This window comes from Bartonella sp. AA97HXZ, assembly GCF_042196985.1.
Taxonomy (GTDB): Bacteria; Pseudomonadota; Alphaproteobacteria; order Rhizobiales; family Rhizobiaceae; genus Bartonella.
Genome location: NZ_JBHIRC010000001.1, coordinates 165,857 through 183,986 on the forward strand (window position 1 = coordinate 165,857; position 18,130 = coordinate 183,986).

The 18,130-nt window shown below is 38.4% G+C and carries 19 protein-coding genes and 1 pseudogene; 15 read left to right on the forward strand and 5 right to left on the reverse strand.

Features of this window, described 5'->3' with window-relative positions; genetic code table 11:
* Window positions 1-3 precede the first annotated feature (3 nt).
* The 9 genes from pyrE (at window position 4) to panB (ending at window position 6,658) form a co-directional block, all read left to right on the forward strand.
* Complete coding sequence (gene pyrE, locus ACFINE_RS00680; RefSeq protein ID WP_375620810.1) at window positions 4-582, forward strand: orotate phosphoribosyltransferase; 579 nt, start codon at window positions 4-6, stop codon at window positions 580-582.
* 93 nt (window positions 583-675) lie between these two features.
* Window positions 676-1,284 (forward strand): DUF2062 domain-containing protein, encoded by a 609-nt coding sequence (locus tag ACFINE_RS00685; RefSeq protein WP_375610146.1) that lies wholly within the window; start codon window positions 676-678, stop codon window positions 1,282-1,284.
* Between the two features lie 26 nt (window positions 1,285-1,310).
* Window positions 1,311-1,712 (forward strand): holo-ACP synthase, encoded by a 402-nt coding sequence (gene acpS / locus ACFINE_RS00690; RefSeq protein WP_375620717.1) that lies wholly within the window; start codon window positions 1,311-1,313, stop codon window positions 1,710-1,712.
* Window positions 1,713-1,791: 79 nt separating this feature from the next.
* The gene (gene lepB, locus ACFINE_RS00695) at window positions 1,792-2,604 is read left to right on the forward strand and encodes a signal peptidase I (protein WP_375620718.1); all 813 of its coding nucleotides are present in this window, start codon (window positions 1,792-1,794) and stop codon (window positions 2,602-2,604) included.
* On the forward strand, window positions 2,585-3,292 hold the full coding sequence (gene rnc / locus ACFINE_RS00700; protein ID WP_375612949.1) for a ribonuclease III: 708 nt from the start codon (window positions 2,585-2,587) through the stop codon (window positions 3,290-3,292). The genes lepB and rnc overlap by 20 nt, the downstream gene beginning before the upstream one ends.
* On the forward strand, window positions 3,285-4,190 hold the full coding sequence (gene era, locus ACFINE_RS00705) for a GTPase Era (RefSeq protein ID WP_375620719.1): 906 nt from the start codon (window positions 3,285-3,287) through the stop codon (window positions 4,188-4,190). Before rnc ends, era begins: the two co-directional genes overlap by 8 nt.
* A gap of 25 nt (window positions 4,191-4,215) precedes the next feature.
* A complete protein-coding gene (recO, locus tag ACFINE_RS00710; protein WP_375620720.1) occupies window positions 4,216-4,962 on the forward strand; it encodes a DNA repair protein RecO in 747 nt (248 codons plus the stop codon).
* 23 nt (window positions 4,963-4,985) lie between these two features.
* Entirely contained in the window at window positions 4,986-5,846 is an 861-nt protein-coding gene (gene panC / locus ACFINE_RS00715; RefSeq protein ID WP_375620721.1) for a pantoate--beta-alanine ligase, read from the forward strand.
* Complete coding sequence (gene panB / locus ACFINE_RS00720; RefSeq protein WP_375620722.1) at window positions 5,843-6,658, forward strand: 3-methyl-2-oxobutanoate hydroxymethyltransferase; 816 nt, start codon at window positions 5,843-5,845, stop codon at window positions 6,656-6,658. Before panC ends, panB begins: the two co-directional genes overlap by 4 nt.
* A 99-nt stretch (window positions 6,659-6,757) precedes the next feature.
* Here panB and ACFINE_RS00725 read toward each other — a convergent pair.
* The 3 genes and pseudogenes from ACFINE_RS00725 to ACFINE_RS00735 all read right to left on the reverse strand — a co-directional run.
* A pseudogene (locus tag ACFINE_RS00725) lies at window positions 6,758-6,900 on the reverse strand (integrase); the annotation flags it as partial.
* A 351-nt stretch (window positions 6,901-7,251) separates the two neighbouring features.
* Window positions 7,252-7,869 (reverse strand): YfbR-like 5'-deoxynucleotidase, encoded by a 618-nt coding sequence (locus tag ACFINE_RS00730; protein ID WP_375620723.1) that lies wholly within the window; start codon window positions 7,867-7,869, stop codon window positions 7,252-7,254.
* Entirely contained in the window at window positions 7,862-8,734 is an 873-nt protein-coding gene (locus ACFINE_RS00735) for a YgfZ/GcvT domain-containing protein (RefSeq protein WP_375620724.1), read from the reverse strand. Before ACFINE_RS00735 ends, ACFINE_RS00730 begins: the two co-directional genes overlap by 8 nt.
* A gap of 64 nt (window positions 8,735-8,798) precedes the next feature.
* Here ACFINE_RS00735 and ACFINE_RS00740 point away from each other — a divergent pair, with 64 nt between their 5' ends.
* Complete coding sequence (locus ACFINE_RS00740; RefSeq protein ID WP_375620725.1) at window positions 8,799-10,127, forward strand: dihydroorotase; 1,329 nt, start codon at window positions 8,799-8,801, stop codon at window positions 10,125-10,127.
* A gap of 419 nt (window positions 10,128-10,546) precedes the next feature.
* On the opposite strand, the gene ACFINE_RS00745 is transcribed toward ACFINE_RS00740, so the two are convergent.
* Entirely contained in the window at window positions 10,547-10,915 is a 369-nt protein-coding gene (locus tag ACFINE_RS00745; protein ID WP_375620726.1) for a TIGR02301 family protein, read from the reverse strand.
* Between the two features lie 501 nt (window positions 10,916-11,416).
* Between ACFINE_RS00745 and cysS the strand changes: the two genes are divergently transcribed.
* The 5 genes from cysS (at window position 11,417) to pssA (ending at window position 17,309) form a co-directional block, all read left to right on the forward strand.
* On the forward strand, window positions 11,417-12,919 hold the full coding sequence (cysS, locus tag ACFINE_RS00750; RefSeq protein ID WP_375620727.1) for a cysteine--tRNA ligase: 1,503 nt from the start codon (window positions 11,417-11,419) through the stop codon (window positions 12,917-12,919).
* 55 nt (window positions 12,920-12,974) lie between these two features.
* Window positions 12,975-13,646: a DUF421 domain-containing protein gene (locus tag ACFINE_RS00755; RefSeq protein WP_375620811.1), complete on the forward strand. Its 672-nt coding sequence runs from the start codon at window positions 12,975-12,977 to the stop codon at window positions 13,644-13,646.
* A 115-nt stretch (window positions 13,647-13,761) separates the two neighbouring features.
* Window positions 13,762-15,645 (forward strand): ABCB family ABC transporter ATP-binding protein/permease, encoded by a 1,884-nt coding sequence (locus ACFINE_RS00760; RefSeq protein WP_375620728.1) that lies wholly within the window; start codon window positions 13,762-13,764, stop codon window positions 15,643-15,645.
* A 117-nt stretch (window positions 15,646-15,762) separates the two neighbouring features.
* A complete protein-coding gene (locus tag ACFINE_RS00765; protein WP_375611224.1) occupies window positions 15,763-16,461 on the forward strand; it encodes a phosphatidylserine decarboxylase in 699 nt (232 codons plus the stop codon).
* 8 nt (window positions 16,462-16,469) lie between these two features.
* A complete protein-coding gene (gene pssA, locus ACFINE_RS00770; RefSeq protein WP_375611225.1) occupies window positions 16,470-17,309 on the forward strand; it encodes a CDP-diacylglycerol--serine O-phosphatidyltransferase in 840 nt (279 codons plus the stop codon).
* A gap of 70 nt (window positions 17,310-17,379) precedes the next feature.
* Here pssA and ACFINE_RS00775 read toward each other — a convergent pair whose 3' ends face one another.
* Window positions 17,380-18,129 carry an SDR family NAD(P)-dependent oxidoreductase gene (locus tag ACFINE_RS00775; RefSeq protein ID WP_375620812.1) on the reverse strand — a complete coding sequence of 250 codons (750 nt, stop codon included), beginning with the start codon at window positions 18,127-18,129 and terminating at the stop codon, window positions 17,380-17,382.
* Window position 18,130: the final 1 nt, after the last annotated feature.

Below are 18,130 nucleotides of genomic sequence, written 5' to 3' on the forward strand. Positions count from 1 at the left end.
GCAATGAAGACACAGGATGTCATTGATATTTTTAAACAAGCAGATGCTATTCTAGAAGGGCATTTTATTTTAACATCGGGGCGCCATAGTGCGACTTATATGCAAAAAGCGAAAGTATTCATGCATGCTGACTTGACGGAAAAGTTATGTCGTGGATTGGCTGAAAAAATCAAAAAATCTATCGAGGGAAAAATTGACTATGTTGTTGGTCCCGCAATTGGCGGTCTTATTCCTTCCTATGAAACTTCACGTCACCTTGGTGTTCCTTCTCTTTGGGTAGAGCGTGTAAATGGCATCTTTGAATTGCGTCGTTTTGAAATCAAGAAGGGTGCACGGATTGTTATTGTTGAAGATATTGTAACAACGGGTCTTTCCATTCGTGAGACTGTTGAAGCGCTTGTTGCAGCAGGAGCAGAGGTATTGGCTAGTGCATGTATCCTTGATCGTTCTGGTGGTAAGGTCAATGTTGGAGTTCCATTGATTGCGCTTGCTGAATACGAGATAACCTCTTATGCTAGTGATGCACTTCCTGCAGAGCTTTCTGTTCTTCCCGCGATTAAACCAGGCAGTCGAAATATTTAATTGTCGTTATATTTTTTTTGTGCAAAAGCTTAAAAAGATTAATTTGGATGATATAGATTATTTCATCATCAAAAGATGTATATTGAGAGTCATATGCTTTTTCGTCGTCGAGAACCAATAGATTTTGTAACGCGTATTCGACTTTGGTTATGGCCACGTCGTTCATTTTCTCGCTCATTTTGCTACATACATAAACGTATTTTGCGTATATCAGCAACACCGCATGAAGTAGCATTAGGGGTTGCTGTTGGCGTTTTTTTAGCTTGTTCACCTTTCTTTGGGCTGCATATTATTTTGGCAATATTTTTTTCTTGGCTTTTGCGTGCAAACTTTGCTGCCGCAATCATTGGGACAATTTTTTCTAATCCACTCACATTTTTATTGATTGTCATGGCTGATTATAAAGTAGGGTATTTTTGTTTATCACTTTTTAGCGATGTCAAAGAGATTTCTCTTTCGCAAATTCGTGCTCTATTTAATGGTTTGACATTGTCAAATCTCTCTCTCCTCTTTAAAGGCGCATGGGACACAATTATGAGTCCTATGATTTTAGGGGGAACTCTTTTAGGTATTGTTTTTGGTGGTTTATCTTATATAGGTGTTTACAGAGCAACGGTTCGTTTTAAACAAAAGCGATACCAAAAGATTATAAAAAAAAGGCGTTTAAAGAAGCGCTCATCGCCTGTATTAAAACAGAAATAAATTTAAGAAAGATCGGGTAATATCTTATGATTATTGGTCTTGGAAATGATCTGGTTGATATACGACGTATTGAGAAAATGTTGGTTCGTTATGGTGAGCATTTTATCGAACGTATTTTTACGGATATTGAAAGAAATAGATCTGAAAATCTCAAAAAAAGCTCCTCTTCTTATGCAAAAAGATTTGCTGCTAAAGAAGCATGTGCTAAAGCCTTAGGAACGGGAATCGCTTGTGGTATCAATTGGAAAGACATGGGGGTAGTTAATTTGCCGTCTGGTAAACCAATAATGCAATTAACAAATCGTGCGCAAATACAACTTCAAAAGTTATTACCTCCTCATCATGATGCAGTTATTCATCTTAGTATAACAGATGATTTTCCTTGGGCGCAGGCATTTATTATTATCGAAGCACTTCCACGTGGATAGATGGCATGAGAGATTGTGCTTTTGTTATTTGAATATTATGATGAAAAAAATTATATCTGTGATGAGAAGGCAGTTGGTGATGATCCAAAAAGATAAAGTGCATAAAAAAGAAAAAAAAGGTGGGCTTCGTGAATTTATTTCTGTTTTAATACAGGCTTTGCTTTTAGCAGCGTTTATTCGGACACTTTTTTTCCAGCCGTTTAGTATTCCTTCCGGTTCAATGCGTCCTACTTTGTTGGTGGGAGATTATCTGTTTGTTTCTAAGTATGCATATGGGTATTCTCGTTTTTCCATCCCCTTTTCTCCTCCTCTTTTTTCTGGACGGATTTGGGCATCTCAACCTCAACGTGGAGATGTGGTCGTTTTTCGCTTACCAAGTAATCCGAAGATTGATTATATAAAACGCGTTGTTGGGCTACCAGGTGATCGTATACAAGTCCGTCAAAGTGTCCTTTATATTAATGATGAGGCTGTTTCACGTCACTTTATGGGGGAGATTGATAATTCTGATATAACAGAGGTTAACTATCCTGTTGAGGTTTATCGCGAGACAATGCCTAACGGTGTCAGTTATGATACACTTGATTTAGCTTTCATCCCGAAAGTTGATGATACAGAAGTCTTTGAAGTTCCTCAAGGACATTACTTTATGATGGGAGATAACCGCGACAATTCAGATGATAGTCGTTTAGATGTAGGCTATGTTCCAGAAGAAAATCTTATTGGTCGCGCGAGCGTGATTTTCTTTTCTATCAGTAATGGTTCAAGTGCTTGGCAGATTTGGCGCTGGCCATTTGATGTGCGTTGGAAACGTTTGTTTTCTTTCATAAATACGGTTCATGATTTGCCGCTTATCAAGCAAGGAAGCAACGATGAAACGTCTCATGATTGATCAGCTTTTCAAGCTGACGGGGCATCGTTTTAAAGATGAAGAGAGGTTAAAGAAGGCATTAACACACTCGAGTGTACAAGATTCGGAACAGGGGAATTATGAACGACTAGAGTTTCTAGGGGATCGGGTTTTAGGGCTTTTGATTGCAGAGATGCTGTATCAACTTTTTCCTCAGGCAAGTGAAGGTGAATTATCAGTTCGTTTAAATCATCTGGTCAATGCACAGACATGTGCTGATATTGCGCGTGAAATGAGGCTTCCTGATATGATCCGTGTTGGTTTTGAGATGAAAAATTTTGAGGGACGTCGACTTATCAACATGCATGCAGATGTCGTGGAAGCTTTGATTGCAGTAATATATCTCGATGGAGGATTGGAAAGCGTTCGCCCTTTTATTCAAAAATATTGGCAAAGTCGGGCAAAGAAAATGGATGCTGGTCGACGTGATGCCAAGACAGAATTACAGGAATGGGCGCATATCCAAGGCAATGCACAACCACATTATCAGGTTATAAAACGTTCAGGTCCAGATCACGATCCTGTTTTTATGGTAGAGGTCAGTATTTCTGGGTTTGCTTCAGAGATTGGGCAGGGAAGCTCCAAAAGATATGCTGAAAGAATGGCAGCTGAAAAAATTTTGCGACGAGAGGGTGTATGGAAAACAGTAGGAAAAAATGATCATGAGTGACGTTATGAAAACGCGTTCTGGGTTTGTTGTGCTTATTGGGATGCCTAATGCCGGTAAATCGACATTGGTTAATCAATTGGTTGGAACAAAGGTTTCAATTGTAACACATAAGGTACAAACAACACGAACTTTAATCCGCGGTATTGTCATTCATGATGATGTGCAAATTGTGTTGGTCGATACACCGGGTGTTTTTCGTCCCCATAAGCGCTTAGAACGAGCCATGGTCTCTGCTGCTTGGGGAGGGGCTAAGAGCGCTGATGTTCTACTCGTTTTAATTGACGCTCAAAGTGGTCTTTCGGATGAAGTTGATATGATGTTAGATATTGTAAACAATATGAAACAAGAAAAAGTTCTTGTTCTTAATAAGGTTGATACAGTTGTTAAATCATCTCTTCTAGCGTTAACCACTAAAATAAATGAACGTGTAAAGTTTGCGCAAACATTTATGATTTCTGCTCTAAACGGTTCTGGTTGCAAGGATTTACTTCATGCGTTGAGTAACATGATGCAGGAAGGGCCATGGTATTATCCGGAAGATCAAATTTCTGATATGCCTATGCGTCATCTTGCTGCTGAAGTTACGCGTGAAAAACTTTTTCTTCGTCTTCATGATGAACTTCCTTATTCCTCAACGGTTGAAACAGAAAACTGGGAAGAGCGTTCAGATGGTTCCGTTAAAATTAATCAAGTTATTTATGTCGAGCGTGAGAGTCAGAAAAAAATTGTCTTAGGAGCAAAAGGCGATACAATTAAAGCGATTGGTCAAGCAGCACGTAAAGAACTCATGGAAATTATGGATCAAAAGGTTCATCTTTTTCTCTTTGTGAAAGTGCGCGATAATTGGGATACTGATCCAGAACGTTATCGCGAAATGGGATTGGATTTTTTAAAATAAGATTTTTAAAAATAATTAAAGTAAAATGAAGTGGAAAGAACAAGCCGTTATTCTTGGTACACGCCAATATGGTGAAACAAGTGTTATTCTTGAGATTATGACACGTGAACATGGTCGTTATATGGGAGTGGTAAAAGGGGGGCGGTCGCGTCGTATGGCAGCTCTTCTTCAACCTGGAAATTTTGTGGAGGCTGAATGGTGGGCTCGTTTAGACGAACATTTGGGACTTTTTCGGCTTGAAGCTCTTGATTTACATGCGGCACGATTAATCTGTCTACCAGAAGCACTTTATGCTTTGCAATTGATAGCTTTTCATTTGCGGCTTCTTCCCGAACGTGATCCGCACCCCATTTTATATGATATTTTACACCTTTTTATGCAGAATTTTGATGAACCATTTGTAAATGCAGAATTGCTTGTACGTTTTGAAATGCTGCTTCTTGAAGAACTTGGTTTTGGTCTTGATTTATCTTGTTGTGCTGCAACAGGTCGTCAGGAAAGGCTTCATTACGTATCACCAAAATCTGGTCGGGCTGTCTGTGAAGAAGCAGGAGAACCTTGGAAAAAAAAGCTTCTCATTCTACCACAGTTTCTTGTACAAAGAACGACTCGTCCTGCTGATTTTAGTGATATAATAAATGGTTTTATACTGACGGGTTTTTTTCTTATGCGTCATGTCTGGGAGCCACGAGATATAAAGCAGCCGTCAGTGCGCATGAATTTGATACAATTGTTTGAGCGCCAATTTGGTGTACAGGCATTAATTTGTTGATCTGATGATAATTGAATGGGAAAATGAGAATTTTAAAGACAATTGCTGAAGTTCGCCAATATACTTCAGAGGAACGACGTTTAGGTTTTTCGATTGGTTTTGTTCCAACAATGGGGGCATTGCATGATGGTCATCTTGCATTAGTACAGTATGCAAGAGCAATGTGTGATCGCGTAGTGGTTTCTATTTTTGTCAATCCAAAGCAATTTGGACCTCATGAAGATTTTTCTCAATATCCAAGAGATTTGAAGGGCGATTGTGCTTTGTTAAAAGAAGCAGGTGTTGAATGTGTTTTTGCTCCTTCTGTCGATGAAATGTGGCCACTAGGAAATGATACAATTGTGCAAGTGAAAAAATTATCACGTATTTTGATGGGAAAATTACGTCCGGGGCACTTTTGTGGTGTAACAAGCGTTGTTGCTAAACTTTTTAACATTGTCCAAGCAGATAAGGCTTTTTTTGGGGAAAAAGATTTTCAACAAATTTTAATTATTCGGCGTATGGTTGAAGATTTGGCTTTTCCTATTGAAATCGTTGGAGTTCCTATTCTACGGGAGTCAGATGGTGTAGCTTGTTCTTCACGCAATCAGCTTTTAACATTAGAAGATCGTAAAGCTGCCAAAATTATTCCTGAAAGTGGAAAAGCTGCTGAAAAGCTTTATCATGAAGGTGAACGGTCGGTTGATAAATTATGCAAAACTGTTCGTGATATTTTACAACAAGAAACGCGTGCAATCATTGAAGCGATAGATTTACGGGATATGGAAACTTTATGCGTGGTTAAAGGAACATTGAATAAACCGGCGGTTTTACTCCTTACTGTCCGTTTTGGTGAGGTAAGGCTGATTGATCAATATATATTGCAAGAGAAGGGTGGAAAATGAGTGTACATAAAACCGTAAAGCGTATAACATCTTCCGAAATACGTGCACGAAAGGGACAACAGCCAATTGTTTCTTTAACAGCTTATCAAGCTTATACTGCGCGGATTGCTGATCCATATTGCGATATCCTTTTGGTTGGTGATAGCGTTGGGATGGTTGTGTATGGGTTTGAGACAACGCTTCCTGTTAATTTAGATATGATGATTTTACACGGGAAAGCCGTGGTGCGTGGATCTCAAAAAGCTCTTGTTGTTATTGATATGCCTTTTGGATCTTATGAGGAAAGTCCAGAACAAGCTTTTTTAAATGCATCGCGCATTCTTGCACAAACGGGGTGTGGTGCAGTTAAGCTTGAAGGTGGCGTTTATATAGCCCAAACAATAGATTTTTTGTGTAAACGTGGCATTCCAGTGATGGGGCACATTGGTCTTACACCCCAAGCAATGAATCGTTTTGGTGGTTTTAAAACACAAGGACGCAAGGAGAATGATTGGCAAAGAATTGAAGCAGATGGAGCAGCGATTGAAGAGGCAGGTGCTTTTGCTGTTGTTTTAGAAGCAATGGTTGAACCTTTAGCGGTGAAACTGACAGATAAGCTTTCTATCCCTACGATCGGTATAGGGGCGTCCAATCAATGTGATGGGCAAGTATTGGTTATGGAAGATATGTTGGGCTATGGTTCTCATGTGCCAAAATTTGTACGCCGTTATGGAGACCTTGAACAAGCGATGGAAACTGCAATAAAGAATTATGCAGAGGATGTCACATCTCGCGCTTTCCCAGCGGATAATGAAGTTTATAAACTAAAATAAACTTCAGTTTAAGATGAAAGGTTTGACAAGAGAACATTTTTTATTTTGATAATGAATGTGCATTATTTAATATATTTTGTATGCAATTTGAACTGTGCTTTTTTCCATTTCTTTAATGAAGTCACGCCTCTCATGCAAAACAGAACGCCATTGGGTCGCTAATTCACGTGCTTTTTTAAAGAAAGCTTTCTTAAGGTACCCAATCTTATTTCGCGACGGCGTTCGTGAATAGTATAGTGGTAAGTCCCTTATAAAGTTTATAAAATTTATAGAGTACTCCCGTCTTTACGCTTCATAAGAGAGCAAACCGGCATCATCACACACTTTGCCAATTTTCAATGCTGCGACAGCGCTTAGCACTTGAGATGGTTCATAAGGAGCATTTTAACTCTTTCTTTAAAAAATTTTACCCACACGCCAGACCCGCTTGTGGTGTGCAAGAGAATGATTTTGATTGATTCAATATAAACAGATTTGAAATGAGTGAAGCTTACGATATTAGGAGCTCTCATTCAAAATGAAAAAACAATGAATTATTATTATAAGTCAGTGTTATGATTCTGTAATGACAAGGAAACAACAATGCGAAGAGTCTATAATCTTTGGGCATCCAAGTCATTAAAGCGCGTTAAAAATGCGTTTTCAATGTGTTGTGTAGAATAGGGGGATAAATTAAGATCATCGGGTAGAATATTATTGGGAGAGCCAAAATAGCGAAAGGCTTCTTCTGTATTAAATCCAGCAAGCGTAATCGCTTCATAATAGGCAGCAATACGGTCGGCTTGTTTAATTTTTTTTAAAAGTTTTTGAGAAAGATCAACGGGAAGAGAAAAGCGCATGTGGATAGCATCTTGGATGCGCTTTTCAACGCGTTCATATTGTTTTCCTATGACAGCTTTAAAAGGGGAAATCATATCGCCGATGACATATTCTGGAGCATCATGAAGAAGGGCATAAAGACATTCGTTGCTTTCCGATTGTGGAAAAAGTTTTTGAAATATTTGTTCAACCAAAAGTGAATGTTGTGCAACAGAATAGGCATGCTCTCCTCGTGTTTGACCGTTCCAACGTGCCACGCGAGAAAGTCCATGGGCAATATCTTCAATTTCAACATCAAAAGGAGAAGGGTTGAGAAGATCAAGTCGCCTTCCAGAGAGCATTCTTTGCCAAGCGCGGGCTTCTCCATTTTTTAATAATTCAGCTTTAGCCATGAGTATTTTCTATAGTATTTTCAGGAAAGGTAAAATTCATATTTTCAGCAATGCTTATAGTGACAGGAATGTTTTTTACAGTAAAGGGGATGTTATAATCCATAGCATCTTTGACGTGGTCAATACGCATTAAAGCAAGAGCCTCATTTCCTATACATGTTCCCAAGTAGCCAAGCACTTTTGTTCCTGCTTCAATGTTAGATTGAGGGGTTAATTTACACTGGCCTTTTACAATAAAAATACGGCGACGTACTGCACGGCGGTGGTGCATTCGTGAAACAATTTCTTGTCCAATATAACATCCTTTATTGAATGCAAGTCCATTGATTTGATCGTAATTAATATCATGAGGAAAGACTTTGCCAATTTCATAGTCTTGATCACTTTCCGCAATTGCATAACGGATACGCAATTGATTCCATGTGTCATGATATTCTGAAGTCAAAAAAGGTTTTTTGCCATAGATTCGTATTATTTTTTCTTGTTGTGGGAAGCGTTTATCAACAAAACTTGAATCAAAATTTAAAGCATCTGATTCATTATTCAAAAAAACTGTAACAAGCTCTTGAAATGGTTGTGTAATTTCTACTTTTTTGCGCAGCTTATAGAGCAACAGACGCTTATGGAGCGTATCAGCTAAAGGCATCCTGATATCAATCAGGTAACCATCTTCTTTTTTTCCGATAAGAAAATCAGCAAGAACCTTTCCTTGTGGGGATAAAAGGGCTCCAGGGAAAAGTTCCTGTGGACTGATTTTTTTTACATCTGTCGTGATCAGGGATTGTAGAAAATCTGTTGCTTCTTCGCCTGTAATTTGAATAAGCCCGCGGTTTTTTAAGCAAATGGCATTTTGTTTTTTAATCATGGTTCTTGCCTTTCTGCTCAAAGTTACATAATCGATAAGTGAGCAATATGTAAGGAGCGTGGTTATGTTTAAAACATTTGATATAATTTTTAAAGGTGCAACACTTGTGAATCATGATGGAAGAAGCAAGCGTGATATTGGTATTACAAATGGTCGTATTGCTGAAATAGGCGACCTTACATGTGCATCGGCTAGTGAGGTCATTGATTGTACGGGGCTTCATATTTTACCAGGAATTATTGATAGCCAAGTGCATTTTCGTGAGCCAGGAAATGAATATAAAGAGGATTTGGAAAGTGGCTCGTATTCTGCTGTGTTAGGGGGTGTTACGGCAGTTTTTGAAATGCCTAACACCAATCCATTGACAACATCAGAAGAAACATTAAGCGATAAGGTTAAACGCGCATTTCATCGAATGCATTGTGATTTTGCATTTTGGGTTGGAGGAACGCGTGAAAATGCTCATGAACTATCTGAATTAGAAAGACTTCCTGGTGCGGCTGGAATTAAAGTCTTTATGGGGTCCTCTACCGGTGATCTTTTGGTTGATGATGATGAAAGTGTACGCCTTATTTTGAAGAATACACGCCGTCGTGCGGCTTTTCATTCTGAAGATGAGGCGAGGCTCAAAGAGCGTAAAATATTGCGTATTGAAGGGGATGCATCGTCACATCCGATTTGGCGTGATGAAGTTGCGGCATTAAAATGTACGCAGCGTTTGGTAAAAATTGCTCATGAGACGAAGGCTCGGATTCATGTGTTACATCTTTCGACAGAAGAAGAAATTGATTTTCTAAAAAAACATAAGGATGTTGCAACAATTGAAGTGACACAACATCATTTGACGCTCACGGCTGATGATTATAAGAAGTTTGGTACATTAATTCAGATGAATCCGCCTATTCGTGAGCCGCGCCACCGTGACGCTCTTTGGTACGGTGTTCAACAAGGAATTATTGATGTCTTAGGTTCAGATCATGCGCCTCATACTCTTGAAGAAAAACTTCAACCTTATCCCTCTTCACCTTCAGGTATGACAGGCGTGCAAACAACAGCAGCAATTATGTTGACACATGTGAATGCAGGAAAAATATCTCTTGAACGTTTTGTTGATCTCACTTCACATGGCCCTAGTCGTATTTTTGGTATAAGTTGTAAAGGGCGCATTGCTGTTGGGTTTGATGCTGATTTAACCATTGTTGATCTTAAGCGAGAGGAAATTATTACGAATAGCTTAATTGGTTCTCGCGCCGGTTGGACACCTTATGATGGTCAAAAAGTTAAAGGTTGGCCTGTTGGGACTATTATCCGTGGTATGCGCGTTATGTGGGAAGGTGAAATTGTCACACCTTCACAAGGAGAGCCTGTTAAATTTATGGAAACTTTGGTGTAAACAGATTAAAATTATAAGTATGCCGTAAAATACCATCCTTTAGAGTGGTGATATAGGGTATGTCAGCCTCTTTGATACATAAGTGTTTTTTTAATGCGTGGTGAATATTCTTAGGCTTGTTTGTAGAAACTATGCAGCAAATTACATGCGTTAGAAGCCAAGAGGAACCTTGTTCAACAAGAACCTAGATTGTTTACAGAGCAAATTTAGTTAAAAATCTTCGTCCTTTGAGGTGTGGGGAGGAAGCCAAAGAGCGATTTTGTATGGGGAAAAAGACGCTCATACGAATAAAAGCGTATCGAGACATTATTCTTTAAACGTCTCTCTATTTTCAGAGCTGGTTTATTGCTCCCCGCATTTGTGAAAGGAGTATCATTGATACCGCTAAAATTGAGAGAGATACTTTTTGTATAGATTAATTATTTATAATGCATGAGGAGGTTTTCAGATAAAATTCTTCCTTCCTCAATGTATCTTTGATTGGCTTCAATGGCTGCTTGTGTACAATGATGATAATTTTCTGAGAAAGCACGATACGCTTCATTAAACGCTTCATAAAAATAAGCACGTCTTTGTGGAATGGGGTGTTCTGCTTCAATCAGTGCATTCATATAGTCATACCATTGGTTTGTTGGAGGCTCGCAAAGATTTTGGAGAGAATGCAATGATCCCAAAATTTCTGCTAGTCGGAGTAAATTTTTTTCATAAGGTGGAGATTGTTGTGCAAAGGCTGGCATTGAAATGACAAGAAATATTAAAATAATGATGTTCATCAATCTATTACGCATTATTTTTATTGCTTTCTTTGAATAAAACTCTGTAAAGATAAAATAATTTTGTCATGAGAACGGTGTAAAAAAATAAAGTTAATTGCTACATCATTCTCAATTATTGATTATAAAATATAGGGCGTAAGAGGCAGTAAGGAAACCATTGTGGAATATTGAAAATACTGACGAAGCTTTGTGTGGTTAAAAATTTAAGATTTTCTGCCTGCAAGCTATCTATTTTTCACATAGATTTATATTGTATTGCCTATAGATTTTTTTCTAAGCTCATTTTTTTTAAGGAGAGAAAGCATCTCTAATGATAGAACGCTTTTGTCCAATCAAATAAAATAGATTGTTTTTATGATAAACGATGAATACAGCCGTAAATACAATGGGAAAATGGTAAGAAGAATTTACTATAAAAGATACAAGTTTTTAGCTTAAACCGCGTAATACAATGATTTGAGATAAGATACATCTAAAAGGATCGGTGCATAATATCGTCCATGGAGTCAATAAATGAAAGAGTTGCGATTTTATAATACGCTAACACGTAAAAAAGAAAAATTTACACCAATAGATGCGACAAGAGTACGTCTTTATGTTTGTGGACCGACAATTTATGATTATGCGCATATAGGAAATGCACGTCCTGTTATTGTTTTTGATATTTTATTTCGCTTATTGCGTCATGTTTATGGCAATGAGCATGTTCTATATGCACGTAATATCACAGATGTCGATGATAAAATTAATGCACGAGCAGCTAGCGAATATCCAAACGTATCATTGAATGAGGCTATTCGTCACTTAACAGAACGTACATATTCTCAGTTTCAACAAGATACCATAGCACTTGGTTGTCTGTTGCCAACCAGTCAGCCACGCGCCACTGAGCATTTAGAGGAGATGCGCTCTTTAATTGAGAGGTTGCTTGAAAAGGGGCACGCTTATGAAGCCGAAAATCATATATTATTTTCTGTAAGTAGCATAAAAAATCCTCCCCATTATGGGGCATTTGCAAATCGTTCTTTAGATGAAATGAGGGCGGGGGCGCGTATCGATGTTGCTGCTTATAAAAGGGAAGAGATGGATTTTGTTTTGTGGAAGCCTTCTGTGGAAGGAGAACCAGGTTGGAAATCACCGGGCGGAATTCCTGTTTTAGGTCGTCCAGGTTGGCATATTGAATGTTCTGCGATGTCAATGGCAAAGTTATTAGCGCCCTATGGCGGTGGTTTAACCTGTGATGATCCGACCGCCAATGTTTTTGATATCCATGGTGGTGGAATTGATTTAATTTTTCCTCATCATGAAAATGAGATTGCACAAAGTTGTTCAGCTTTTGGGACGGAGCGAATGGCTAATTTTTGGATGCATAATGGTTTTTTACAAGTTGAAGGCAAAAAGATGTCGAAAAGCTTTGGCAATTTCATAACTATTCGTTCTGTTTTAGAGAATAATTTGGGGGAGTTTAATGGTATTTTAACCGATGAAATGAAGCAAAATTGGGCTGGTTTGTCTGCGCGTTTTTCGATGTTGCAAACGCATTATCGTGAACCATTAAATTGGACAGCACAGCGTTTAATACAATCGAGCAGCGAACTGTATCGTTGGTATGAATGGCTTCGCAGCAAAAAGAGTGAGATGAAAAACAATGAAGCAATTGATGATACTTTGATAGATGCACTTAGTGATGATCTTAATACTCCAAAAGCACTGACTCTTTTGCGAAAATTTTATAAAGAAGGAAATGCTTTGGCTCTTCTGAATGGGATGAATTTATTAGGACTGTTAAGACAAGAATGGATTAAAGAAATAGATTGCCCATTATTTATGAGAAAAACTTTCCTTGATACAAAATTTATTGATCAGCGCATTGCCGAAAGACTAAGACTTATCCATAATAAAGAGTGGGAAGCTGCGGATACAATTCGTGATGAGCTTGCAGCCGAGGGGGTTCTTTTAAAAGACAGTAAGGATCCGCAGAGTGGTGAGCGCATAACTGTGTGGGAAATAAAGTGACACTAAAGCGCACTAATGTCTCTATTCCAGCAGCTCCATAAAAAAGGAGAATATGATGGAATTTTTATATCATTATGGATATATCGCGCTTAAACTAGCTGTAGGTCTTGTTGCCTTCTTATTTATTTTAAGAACGACGGGGCGGGGTAGTCTTAGTCAGATGACACCAGTTGATTTGGTCAGTAATTTTGTCATGGGAGGTATTATTGGAGGCGTTATTTATAATCAGAATATTAGTAGCCTTCAATTATTGCTTGTTTTATTCATCTGGCAAACCTTGATTACATCTTTTAATTTTTTTGCACGCTATTCAGTTTTTTTTCGTCGTCTTATTGCAGGGCGGAATGTCACATTAGTTTTAGATGGAGTTTTCCAAATGGATAAGATTAAGAACTTAGGGATCAATATTAATGATCTCATTACGATGTTACGTCTTAAAGGGTGTCACTTACATGAAGCTGCTTTTGTTCGTTTGGAAACCAATGGTGATTGCACTGTCATTAAAAAGGAAGAGGGAAAGAAATCGACGATTTTAATAGAAAATGGTGAAGTTATTGATGATGGACTTAAAGAGATTGGTAAAACAAAAAAATGGCTTCAGGCAGAATTGAAAAAAAAACATGTAAAAGTTGAAAATTTATTTGCAGCAGAGTGGTATGAAAATACAGATCAAAATAATAAATTGTATAGTGGATTATTTCTTGTTCCTTTTTCAAAAACAGTCTAACTTCAAAAAACGGGTAGGTATAGCTTATTGAAAGCCGTAATGAAGAGATGAATCTATAAATAACCACAGAGGGTATTTTGCCTGTTTGTGCGGATGATAGAGAAGTAAGGACTTTATGAAACGCAATGAAATGACAAAAACTGTATCATCAGATACAGGGAAGACTCTGCACACACTTTACAATTTATGGCCCTATATGTGGCCGGTAGGGCGGCGTGATCTAAAAATGCGTGTGCTATGGGCAATATTTTATCTTGTTTTGGCTAAGCTCGTTCTCATATCTGTACCGTATTTATTTAAATATTCTACGAATGTGCTTGATTCAAGCTTTCAGCTACCTGAATGGTTCCCATCCAGTTGGATTATTCCCATCATGCTTGTTTTGGCATACAATGTCGCGCGTATTATGCAGGCTGGATTAAATCAATTACGCGATTCCCTGTTTGCCACTGTTGGTCAATACGCTGTTCGTCAATTAGCTTATAAAACCTTTGTACATATGCATGAGTTATCCTTGCGATTTCATTTGGAACGCCGAACAGGTGGGCTTTCTCGTGTGATTGAGCGTGGAACAAAAGGAATCGAAGCGATCGTAAGATTTTCAATTCTTAGTACAGTACCAACAGTTTTAGAATTTATATTAACGGCACTGGTATTTTATATAAGTTATGGGTGGCATTATCTTCTCATTGTTGTTGTAACGGTTGGATTATATATTTTGTTTACCATTAAGGCGAGTGATTGGCGTATTCGTATTCGGCAAAAAATGAATACAGCGGATACTGAGGCGAATACTCGCGCTGTTGATTCTCTTTTGAATTTTGAAACGGTCAAATATTTCGGTAATGAAACTCTAGAAGCCGATCGATTTGATGCTTCTATGGTAGGTTATGAAAAAGCCGCAACAAAGATTTGGACATCTTTAAGCTGGCTTAATTTTGGTCAGACTCTTATCTTTGGTATTGGAATGACGATCATGATGCTGATGTCAGCTTATGAAGTTTTTTATAAGACACAAACTTTAGGAGATTTTGTTTTTATTAATGCGCTTTTAATGCAACTTTCCATTCCACTAAATTTTATTGGTTCAATGTATCGTGATATTCGACAAGGTTTAACGGATATTGAAGCAATGTTTGATCTTTTAGATGTTCAGAAAGAGATCGTTGATAAATCGGATGCTAAACCGTTAGAGATAAGCGATGGGACCATTTGTTTTCATCAGGTAAAGTTTTCCTATGATTCGAGACGTCAGATTCTCAGAGATATTGATTTTGAAGTTCCTGGAGGAAAAACAGTCGCTATTGTCGGTCCATCGGGTGCCGGTAAATCTACTATTTCTCGGTTGCTTTTTCGGTTTTATGATGTTGATGCAGGATCTATCACAATTGATGGGCAGGATATTCGTGACGTAACACAAAAGAGTTTGCGTGAAGCGATTGGCATGGTCCCACAAGATACGGTGTTATTTAATGATACAATTGCCTATAATATTTGCTATGGGCGTCCAAGTGCTACAGATGAAGAGATGCGCAAAGCTGCTGAAATGGCACAAATATCAAAATTTATTGAAATTTTACCGGAAGGTTTTCAGTCTATGGTAGGAGAGCGAGGTCTCAAATTATCAGGTGGTGAAAAACAACGCGTGGCTATTGCACGGACACTTTTAAAAGCTCCTCCACTTCTTATTCTAGATGAAGCAACGGCGGCTCTTGATACGGCGACGGAACAGGAAATTCAACAAGCATTGGATATTGTAAGCCGTGGACGTACAACATTGATTATTGCGCACCGTCTTTCTACTGTTATCAATGCGGATGAAATTTTAGTTCTTAAAAGTGGTCGTATTATTGAAAATGGGACGCATACAGAGCTTTTACGCAAGAAAGGTCTTTATGCTTCAATGTGGAATAAGCAGCTTGAAGCATCGCAAGCGGAAGAAAAATTACGTAAAATGCGTGAAGAAGATGAGACGAGTGTTGTTAATCGTAAAAAATAAATAGAGCAAAATGTAATCTATATCTTTATATGGAGTGATTGATTAAATACATAAAAAGACACAAGAGGAACAAAAAGCTTTGTTGCTTGTTTAAGTTTACGATGAATAGGAAATTATATGAGTATTCTGCAATCTTTCCATAATAGCTTTGTACCGGTTCATAAAGAAGGTTATCCTTTTATTGTAGCGTTTTTTGTTATTTCGCTCATTCTTGGTTGGATATGGAGTCCGTTGTTTTGGTTTGGTCTCGTTCTCACGGTGTGGTGTGTATACTTTTTCCGTGATCCAGATCGTGTGATCCCTTTGAATTCAAATTGGGTTATGTCGCCTGCAGATGGGCGTATTTCATTTGTGGAATCATGTGTTCCACCTGAAGAATTAGGATTAGGGAAAGATGAAATGATCCGTATTTCCATTTTTATGGATGTTTTTTCATGCCATATTAATCGTATTCCTATCAGTGGTACAGTAGAGTCTATCGTTTATCATCCAGGTCGATTTACCAATGCTGACTTTGATAAAGCTAGTCAGTTTAATGAGCGTAATGGGGTGGTAATTGATAGCAAACATGGTAAAATTGGTGTCGTACAAATAGCGGGAATGGTTGCACGCCGGATTGTTTGCTGGTCAAAAGAAAACGATGCCGTTATGACTGGTGAGCGATTTGGATTGATTCGTTTTGGTTCTCGCCTTGATGTTTATATACCAACTGAAATGAAATTGCGTGTTGCAGTTGGACAGACAGCAATTGCTGGAGAAACAGTTTTGGGTTCTTTTGATGATAAGAGTGCCACAACGGGCTTCAGATACGATTAGGACTCACAATGAAAAATTTTTCGCCATTTTCTTCATTCAACCCTGAGGGGCAGCATGATGATGTTGCAAATCGGCGGCGTTCACCTACATCAATGCGGTATGTTATTCCTAATATTATTACTATTTTAGCAATTTGTGCAGGGATGAGCAGCATTCGTTTGGCTTTTGAACATCGCTATGAAGCTGCTATTTTAATGGTGCTTTTGGCTGCAGTTTTAGATGGTGCTGATGGTCGCATTGCCCGTTTAATAGATGGTAGTTCATCTTTTGGGGCACAGATGGATTCTCTTGCTGATGTTATAAATTTTGGTGTTACCCCTGCACTCATTGTTTATTCATTTATCTTGAATCAAGCGAATCATATTGGGTGGGTTGCTGCCCTTGTTTATTGTGTTGCTTGTTGTTTGCGATTAGCACGTTTTAATGTGATGTTAGATAACCCCAATATACCTAAGTGGCAGAGAAGTTATTTTGTTGGTGTTCCAGCACCAGCAGGAGCATTATTACTTTTATTGCCTACCTATTTAGGCACTCTTGGTTTGGTCCCCAATTGGGGGTGGGCATTATTTTTTAGTCTTTATACTGTAATTATTGCTTTTCTTTTGATTAGTCGTTTACCGGTATGGAATGCAAAAACAATTGATCAAAATTTAAGGCGCGATATCGTTATACCGTGCATGTTGGTCATTGTTATTTATGTCGGTTTTCTTGCGACTTACACATGGGAAACTTTATTGATTACAGCTGTTAGCTATATGATTTTTCTCCCTTGTAGTTTTATCGCTTATAATAAACGTGCTACTTTAGAAGAGAAAAAGGCTGATGCTAAAGCTATCCAAGAATTATAAAGTGCTTCATTCTTCTGTCGAAAAGCACAGGGAAAAGAGAGAGTCAAACGATTTACTTCTCATATGATGATCAATCAGGTACATGATAATCTACAAACCGATTTTTATGGACATTAAAAAGTTTTCCAGTTTCCTTTAAATCAGGTGATAACAAATGGACTATCTTTTTTGCAACCTCTTGTGGTGAAGGAAGAGTTTGTGGATCTTCACCGGGCATAGCTTCAGCGCGCATGGCAGTGCGTGTGGCACCAGGGTTGACACAATTAATCTTAATAGGGGTTTGTTTGAGTTCTTCTGCCCAACAGCGGGCAATCACCTCTAAAGCCGCTTTAGAGGCTGCATAAGCTCCCCAGAAAGGGCGCGCAGCATGCGCAACGCTTGAGGATAACAGGATGGCTCGTCCAGCATCAGATTCACGTAATAAAGGCTCAACGGCTTTCATTAAGCGCCATTGGCTGAAAAGATTTATTTGAAAAACATCTTCAAATACCGTGTTTTCTATATGCGCTATTGGTGAGAGTGTTCCAAGAATTCCTGCGTTTGCAACGATAATATCAAGTTTTTTCCAGCGTTTGGCAATTGAGATAGCAAGGGTATCGATGTTTTCCATATGATGCAAGTCAAGGGGAACAAGGGTTGCATGAGCTCCTTTTTCTCGGATTTGATTATCTAATTCAGTAAGTCCACTGACTGTTCGTGCAAGAGCAATAATATGAGCACCGCGTGCAGCAAGCTCGAGTGCCAAATAATAGCCAATCCCTCTTGATGCGCCAGTAACAAGTGCAACACGCCCATGGAGACTAAAGTCACGTTTTGTCATC

Excerpts from the sequence above, each read along its gene's own strand:
- panB (WP_375620722.1), top strand. The coding sequence starts at position 5,843 with ATGAGTGTACATAAAACCGTAAAGCGTATAACATCTTCCGAAATACGT.
- ACFINE_RS00775 (WP_375620812.1), bottom strand. The coding sequence starts at position 18,129 with ATGACAAAACGTGACTTTAGTCTCCATGGGCGTGTTGCACTTGTTACT.
- pssA (WP_375611225.1), top strand. The coding sequence starts at position 16,470 with ATGAAAAATTTTTCGCCATTTTCTTCATTCAACCCTGAGGGGCAGCAT.
- era (WP_375620719.1), top strand. The coding sequence starts at position 3,285 with ATGAGTGACGTTATGAAAACGCGTTCTGGGTTTGTTGTGCTTATTGGG.
- acpS (WP_375620717.1), top strand. The coding sequence starts at position 1,311 with ATGATTATTGGTCTTGGAAATGATCTGGTTGATATACGACGTATTGAG.
- ACFINE_RS00755 (WP_375620811.1), top strand. The coding sequence starts at position 12,975 with ATGGAATTTTTATATCATTATGGATATATCGCGCTTAAACTAGCTGTA.
- pyrE (WP_375620810.1), top strand. The coding sequence starts at position 4 with ATGAAGACACAGGATGTCATTGATATTTTTAAACAAGCAGATGCTATT.
- ACFINE_RS00685 (WP_375610146.1), top strand. The coding sequence starts at position 676 with ATGCTTTTTCGTCGTCGAGAACCAATAGATTTTGTAACGCGTATTCGA.
- ACFINE_RS00745 (WP_375620726.1), bottom strand. The coding sequence starts at position 10,915 with ATGCGTAATAGATTGATGAACATCATTATTTTAATATTTCTTGTCATT.
- recO (WP_375620720.1), top strand. The coding sequence starts at position 4,216 with ATGAAGTGGAAAGAACAAGCCGTTATTCTTGGTACACGCCAATATGGT.
- lepB (WP_375620718.1), top strand. The coding sequence starts at position 1,792 with ATGATCCAAAAAGATAAAGTGCATAAAAAAGAAAAAAAAGGTGGGCTT.
- ACFINE_RS00735 (WP_375620724.1), bottom strand. The coding sequence starts at position 8,734 with ATGATTAAAAAACAAAATGCCATTTGCTTAAAAAACCGCGGGCTTATT.
- ACFINE_RS00730 (WP_375620723.1), bottom strand. The coding sequence starts at position 7,869 with ATGGCTAAAGCTGAATTATTAAAAAATGGAGAAGCCCGCGCTTGGCAA.
- ACFINE_RS00740 (WP_375620725.1), top strand. The coding sequence starts at position 8,799 with ATGTTTAAAACATTTGATATAATTTTTAAAGGTGCAACACTTGTGAAT.
- ACFINE_RS00765 (WP_375611224.1), top strand. The coding sequence starts at position 15,763 with ATGAGTATTCTGCAATCTTTCCATAATAGCTTTGTACCGGTTCATAAA.
- cysS (WP_375620727.1), top strand. The coding sequence starts at position 11,417 with ATGAAAGAGTTGCGATTTTATAATACGCTAACACGTAAAAAAGAAAAA.
- rnc (WP_375612949.1), top strand. The coding sequence starts at position 2,585 with ATGAAACGTCTCATGATTGATCAGCTTTTCAAGCTGACGGGGCATCGT.
- panC (WP_375620721.1), top strand. The coding sequence starts at position 4,986 with ATGAGAATTTTAAAGACAATTGCTGAAGTTCGCCAATATACTTCAGAG.
- ACFINE_RS00760 (WP_375620728.1), top strand. The coding sequence starts at position 13,762 with ATGAAACGCAATGAAATGACAAAAACTGTATCATCAGATACAGGGAAG.